This window comes from Vibrio sp. 10N.247.310.24 (assembly GCF_041467175.1).
GTDB classification, from domain to species: Bacteria; Pseudomonadota; Gammaproteobacteria; order Enterobacterales; family Vibrionaceae; genus Vibrio; species Vibrio tasmaniensis_A.
Genome location: NZ_JBFSUD010000053.1, coordinates 26189 through 33247, shown reverse-complemented (window position 1 = coordinate 33247; position 7059 = coordinate 26189). Strand labels below are relative to the sequence as shown.

5 protein-coding genes are annotated in these 7059 nt (G+C 42.9%); 4 read left to right on the top strand and 1 reads right to left on the bottom strand.

Annotation, left to right across the window (positions count from 1 at the left end; genetic code table 11):
* Positions 1 to 218: 218 nt before the first annotated feature.
* From AB6E08_RS16010 to AB6E08_RS15995, 4 genes are all read left to right on the top strand, one after another.
* Positions 219 to 1793 (top strand): type I restriction-modification system subunit M, encoded by a 1575-nt coding sequence (locus AB6E08_RS16010; protein ID WP_372066950.1) that lies wholly within the window; start codon positions 219 to 221, stop codon positions 1791 to 1793.
* Positions 1794 to 1807: 14 nt separating this feature from the next.
* Entirely contained in the window at positions 1808 to 3121 is a 1314-nt protein-coding gene (locus tag AB6E08_RS16005; RefSeq protein WP_372066947.1) for a restriction endonuclease subunit S, read from the top strand.
* An 83-nt stretch (positions 3122 to 3204) separates the two neighbouring features.
* Positions 3205 to 3561, top strand: a complete 357-nt coding sequence (locus tag AB6E08_RS16000; protein ID WP_155690035.1) for a four helix bundle protein — start codon at positions 3205 to 3207, stop codon at positions 3559 to 3561.
* Positions 3562 to 3603: 42 nt separating this feature from the next.
* Positions 3604 to 6558: a type I restriction endonuclease subunit R gene (locus AB6E08_RS15995; RefSeq protein ID WP_372066945.1), complete on the top strand. Its 2955-nt coding sequence runs from the start codon at positions 3604 to 3606 to the stop codon at positions 6556 to 6558.
* A gap of 102 nt (positions 6559 to 6660) precedes the next feature.
* Here AB6E08_RS15995 and AB6E08_RS15990 read toward each other — a convergent pair whose 3' ends face one another.
* A complete protein-coding gene (locus tag AB6E08_RS15990) occupies positions 6661 to 6999 on the bottom strand; it encodes a hypothetical protein (RefSeq protein ID WP_372066942.1) in 339 nt (112 codons plus the stop codon).
* Between the last annotated feature and the right edge of the window lie 60 nt (positions 7000 to 7059).

The following is a 7059-nucleotide window of genomic DNA, read 5'->3' as shown; positions in this document are numbered from 1 at the left end:
CTCGGAAGGATCCTTCAACCGATCACTTTGGCTTTAACTGATCGGCATTAGCTCTTAATGAGCGGCTTTTTGCTATCTTAATCCTATCAAATCAACATATTACCTCTACCAATAACGTAACTTTTTCTGGTTAAGTTATGACATAAAGTCATTCTAAAACTCTCGTTTTTGGTACAATCTTCGGATTAAATATCTGAAACCAAACCCATAGGCACATCATGGTTCGTGAACACCAACAAGAATTACAAAAACAGCTTTGGAACATCGCCAATACACTGCGTGGCAATATGTCTGCCGACGACTTCCGTGACTACATTTTAGGGCTTATCTTCTACAAATACCTATCAGACAAACTGAACCGCTACTGTGATGAGCTGCTTGCTGAAGATGGTATTACTTTCTCTGGTGAAAATAGCGCTGAATCTGATGATGAACTGATTAAAGAGCTGCATGATGAGTGTGTCGAGAACCTTGGCTACTTCATTGCCCCTAAACAGCTATTCTCAAGCCTTGCTAAGCGTGGCGAGAAGTCTGAGTTCATTCTTGATGAGCTAAGCCGCGTCCTTAACGACATTGAACAATCCACTACCTCGGCTGATTCTGCGGATGACTTCAACGGACTGTTTGAAGAACTCGACTTGAACTCTAGCAAGCTAGGTAAGAACCCAGACGCACGTAACAAGCTTATTTGCCAAGTGTTGGTTCACTTAGAAAACATTGATTTTCAAATCGATAACACCGAAATTGACCTCCTTGGTGATGCTTATGAATACCTGATTGGTCAGTTTGCCTCTGGTGCAGGTAAAAAAGCAGGTGAGTTCTATACCCCTCAACAAGTGTCTAAAATCCTTGCCAAGCTTGTAAGTTTAAGCGGTGACGTGAAATCCGTTTACGATCCAACGTGTGGTTCTGGTTCATTGCTATTGCGCGTGGCAAAAGAAGTGAGTAGCACCAACCTAGAGTTCTGTGGTCAGGAGCAAAACCCAAGCACCTTTAACCTTGCTCGTATGAACATGCTGATGCACGGTGTGCGTTACGATAAGTTCGATATTAAGAACGACGACACCCTAGAGCACCCAATGCATACCGACAAACGTTTCGATGCTGTGGTTGCCAACCCTCCGTTCTCTGCTAACTGGAGCGCAAGCGATCTGCACCTAAACGATGAGCGTTTTGCTGATTACGGTAAGCTTGCCCCCAAAACTAAAGCAGACTTTGCCTTTGTACTGCACATGGTTCACCAGTTAAATGATACAGGTACTCTAGCGGTAGTTGTTCCTCATGGTATTCTTTTCCGTGGCGCGGCTGAAGGTCATATTCGTAAACACCTTATCGAGAACAAAAACTACCTTGATGCCGTGATTGGCTTACCTGCGGGTATCTTCTTCGGCACGAGCATTCCGACTTGTATCCTTGTATTCAAGAAGAATCGTAACAGCCCTGAGCGCAAGGAAAATAGTGCAGATAACGTCTTGTTCATTGATGCGTCGAACCACTTCGAAAAAGGCAAAGCTCAAAACCACCTTCGTGAAGAAGACGTCACTCGTATTGTTGAAGCCTACAATAAACGCGAATCAGTCGATAAATATTCGCATGTCGCGGAGCTGTCTGAGATCGCTGAAAACGACTATAACCTCAACATCCCTCGCTATGTGGATACCTTTGAAGAGGAAGAGGCAGTAGACCTTGATGCGGTGGCAACAGACCTAACCGAGCTTGAAACTAAGATGCATTCGGTGGATACGGAAATCGCTGATTTTTGTGCTCAGCTTAATATCAAAGCACCTTTTTAGTGGAGAGTGGAAAATTGAAAGTTGAAAATGAAACGCTATCCACTGTCCACTCTCAATTATCCATTGAGGAGAATGTGCCGAAGCTGAGGTTTGGTGAGTTTGAAGCTGAGTGGACGTCAAACTTTCTACCTAAAATCGCAAAAATCGAACGAGGTAAGTTTACACCTAGACCACGGAATAACCCTATATATTACAACGGTAACATTCCATTTGTACAAACTAGTGACGTCGCAAATTCGAATGGGTATATACGTAACTTTACTCAAACTTTGAATGAGAAAGGGTTAGGCGTTAGTAAATTGTTCGCTGAAAATACAGTGCTTATAACTATTGCTGCGAACATTGGTTATACAGGTGTGCTGCAAATACCAATGGCTTGTCCAGACAGTTTGATTAATCTGGAGCCTGTAAATACTGACCCATACTTTCTACATTTCCTCCTATCGACCCATCAAAGAAAGATGGACAATATCGCAGACCCCGGTGCGCAAAAGAACGTCAATAAAGCTTTCTTGAATAAGTATAAAGTTACTTACTGCCTCCTCCCAGAACAACAAAAAATCGCCTCTTTCTTATCAAAGGTCGATGAGAAGATTGGGTTGTTGTCAGATAAGAAAGACAAGCTCACCGAGTACAAACGCGGGGTGATGCAGCAGTTGTTCAATGGCAAGTGGCACGAGCAAGACGGACAGCTTAACTTTGTCCCACCCACGCTTCGATTCAAAGCCGATGATGGCAGTGAGTTTCCTGCTTGGGAAGAAAGAGAGTTTGACGACATCTTCAATTTCTCCACTGGTAAAAACATTAAGCAGAATGAAGCATCTCCTGAGTTTGATACTCCTTGTGTTAGGTATGGAGAACTTTACCATATGTATGGCGAAGTCATTACTACAGTAGTAAATGGCACTAACCTTGAGCATTCAGAGTTAACTTTCAGTAATGGCAATGAAATTCTCCTTCCTTCTGCGGGAGAAGACCCTCTCGATATTGGTTCTGCTTCAGCATTGACACTTAGTGATGTTGCAATTGGGCGAACCATCAATGTATTGAGACCAAAAGGGAATATTGATTACTGTCCTGTTTATGTTTCATTTTATATAAATGAGAAGCTGAGAAAGAAAATTTCAACATTAGCTAGAGGGGCAAGCATTAGTAACGTGTACAACTCTGACTTAAGAGGGCTATCACTTCCCCTCCCTTCAATAGAAGAGCAATACGTTATTAAATCGTTTCTGTTAAAGATTGAAGAAAAGTTGAAGTTAACCAACTCTGAGCTTGAAAAAGCCAAAGAGTGGAAAAAGGGATTATTACAACAGATGTTCGTTTAGTTAATTGAAAATGGAGAGTGGATAGTTGACAGTGTCGTTATCCACTTTGACCTATCAACTATCAACTCACTGAAGGTTAAGCCATGGATGGGGTAATAAAAACAAAGTCATACAGTTTTTCACTGCGTATCATTAAGTTGTATCAGTTTTTGCAGAGTGAGAAGCGTGAGTATGTACTTTCCAAGCAACTGCTGAGAAGTGGTACATCCATTGGTGCTTTAGTCCGTGAAGCTGAACATGCACAGTCAAAAGCTGATTTTGTAAATAAAATGAACATTGCTTTAAAAGAAGCGAATGAAACGGTTTATTGGCTTGAGTTACTTAGAGATTCCCAATATATCTCACAAAAACAAGCAGATTCCATCATTCCAGATAGCATTGAACTGCTGAAACTTTTAATCAGCATAGTAAAAACCAGCAAACAGAACTTAAACAAGTAGCACTTTTAGCTATCAATTTTCAACTATCAGTTATCAACTATTATGAGCACACAATCAGAAGCTAAACTTGAAAATGACTTAATCACTCAGCTTACCGCTGCGAGCTTTGAACCCGTCAAGATAGAGAACGCCGCTGCGCTTAAAGCCAACCTAAAGGTGCAGCTTGAGCGTGCGAACAACCTAGCGCTAACCGAGCGTGAATTTGAGAATGTGCTCATTAGCCTTGAGAAAGGCAACATCTTCGACAAATCTAAGCGCCTTAAAGGTAAGGTCGATGTGGTGCATGACGATGGCACTATCAGCTACCTCACTTTATTGAATACCGATGCCTCAAAGAATATTTTCCAAGTGACTAACCAAGTCACCATGCACGGTAAATATGAGAATCGCTACGATGTGACTATCTTGGTGAACGGCTTGCCGTTAGTGCAAATAGAGCTTAAACGCCGTGGCATTGAAATGGCAGAGGCATTCAACCAAATCAGACGCTACGACAAGCACACCTTTGGCGCAGAAGGCGGGCTGTTTAACTACATCCAGTTGTTTGTGATCTCCAATGGTGTGAATACCAAATACTTCTCAAACAACCGTGAGTTGTCGTTTAAGCAGACTTTCCACTGGACAGATGTAGACAACAACAAGATTAATGCGCTGCCCCAGTTTGCGGATGCTTTCTTGAATAAAGAACATCTGACTAAAATGCTCAGCCAATACATAGTACAGAATGAAACGGGCAAGTTCTTAATGGTGCTACGCCCTTATCAATTTTATGCCGTTGAAGCGATTGTTGAGCAGGTTAAGAGCAGTGATAAGCATGGCTATATCTGGCATACCACTGGCAGTGGTAAAACTTTAACCAGTTTCAAGACAGCTCAAATATTATCGAGATTAGATAACGTCGATAGAGTGGTGTTTGTTGTCGACCGTAAAGACCTCGACTACCAAACCGCCAAAGAGTTTGATGCCTTCCTAAAAGGCAGTGTCGACAGTACAGGTGACACCAAGAGTTTATTAAACCAATTCCTCGGCTCTCGACCTGTACCTAAACAAAGTGTTAATGCATCAGGGAATAGCGCCAATGATGGTGAAGCTCTATTACCACTTACTGAAGAACGAGCGCAAGTTGCGGAATATTCACCTATCTACAGCAGTAACGTAAATCGCATCAATAAGCTGACGATCACCACGATTCAAAAGCTTAACAACCTGATCACTAAGCCTCGCTTCAAGGGACAAGTCGAACACTTGCGCCAAGAGCGCGTGGTTTTTATTTTCGATGAGTGTCACCGCAGTCAGTTTGGTGAAACACACCAGAATATCGTTGAGTTCTTCGAGAAAGCCCAGCTTTTCGGCTTTACGGGTACGCCTATCTTTGCCGATAACGCCACCGCTAAAAAGGTAGAAGGTAAGGGCGTTCAAAAGAGAACGACTAAAGATCTGTTTGGTGAACGCCTACACAGTTATGTGATTGTCGATGCGATTCGAGATGACAACGTATTGCCTTTTGCGATTGAATACTACGGCAAGCTAAAGCACAAACAATCAGGCTTGGATGCGGATGTATCTAGCATTGATATCGCCGAGTTCTTCAGTTCTCCTAAACGTATAAAGCAAGTCTGTGAGCACATCATTGGCATTCATAAATTCAAGACCAAGCACAAGTTCAATGCAATGCTGTGTGTGGCGAGTGTCCCTGATTTAATCACCTACTACGACACCTTTAAGGCTCTCAAGGCGGAAGGTAAGCACAAGCTCAATATCGCCACTATCTTTAGCTATGGCGTCAATGAAGCCGAAGAGTTTGAGGGTGAGGTCAATGTTAAGGGCTTAGCGGAAGCGAACGCTAAAGTGCATAGTCGTGACAAGTTAGATTCGTACATCGGTGATTACAACGAGCAATTTGGCACCAGCTATTCAACCCAAGATACCGACAGCTTCTACAACTACTACAAAGACCTTTCTAACCGCACTAAGAATGGCGAAGTGGATATTTTACTTGTAGTAAACATGTTCCTAACGGGGTTCGATGCGCCAAGCCTTAACACTATCTACGTTGATAAAAACCTCAAGTATCACGGATTGGTTCAAGCCTTCTCTCGTACAAATAGATTGAACGGTACGGTGAAGTCTCACGGCAACGTGATGTGTTACCGCAACTTGAAACCACAAGCCGATGAAGCGTTTGCTCTGTTTTCAAATAAACAACCGACAGAGTACATCGAAGTACCCGATCTTGAAGGGTTAACCGAAGACTTTGCCAAAGCGCTTGAAGCGTTAAGAGCGATAGCCCCTGATGTTCAAAGTGTTGATGACCTGCCAGATGAAGACATGCAAGCAGGATTCATCAAACAGTTCCGTATCTTGATGCGTTTGAAGAACCAACTTGAGACTTTCAGTGATTTCGACATTGAAGCGCTAGGCATTTCAGATCAAGAGTTTGTGGATTACGCCTCTAAGTACGGTGATTTAGCCAGAGAGTTAAAAGGCAACCCGACGGATAAAGAATCGATCCTTGCTGATATCGACTTTGAACTGGAGCTACTTCAGCGTGACAACGTGAATGTGGGTTACATACGTCACCTTCTACAAACCATGCTTGAAGAGCCATGCGATGATGCCAAAGATAAGAAGCGTCAGGTTATTGCAAACCTACTCGCTTCTGAGCCAACACTTCATAGTAAGCGTCACCTCATTGAAGGGTTTATCGAAAAAAGCTTGCAGGGCTTAGTACAGGGTGAGCAATTCGATGAGTACATCGAAGAGCAGAAGCAAAAGGAAATCAGCCAAATTGCAGAGGAAGAGAAGCTCGACTCCGATAAGTTTGGCGAGATGGTCACGAATATCGAAAATGGTTTGAATGTGGAGAGCTTGAAGTCAGATGACATCGCTCAACTTACCACTGAGAAGATGACCTTTAGAACTCGAAGAACCATTCTGCCAAGGATCACCGAAAGGCTAAAAGCATTCGCCGAGACGTTTGTTCAAGGATTTCATTAATCGTTAGTACCGTACAGTTCACTTATACGAAGGCAGCCAATTAGGCTGTCTTTTTGCTATCTGCAGTTTGCCTTTTTCTTGTTCAAGAACGTTTCATTTTTCTCAATTCGCAGGCAAAACAACCGCAGACGCTTCTTCCTCTGAATCTTCTTTGTCTTCGACTTGTTCAGCTACCCAATCAATCGTCTTTGTTAAATAAAGCTTGTTGGTTTCGGTATCGCACCAACTCTTGGATAAACCTCTTCGATTAAATTCACTGCCAATTGCTGCGAGTGTCTGGTTGCTTGATCGCCCGTAATACAAGGTGTCGCACAGTTGCAGGTTCGACATCGATTGAGGATACGTATTGACTGGCGAGGAGTTCATGCTCAGTGCTTTTGATTGGTTATGAGTGCACCCAGTTAGGCTCAGGAAAAAGAAAAGGATTAGCGTATTTTTCATGGTGTATCAGGTCTATTGCCGATGATTTGAAGAGAGTATTGCCATGATGTCCTCACTAAT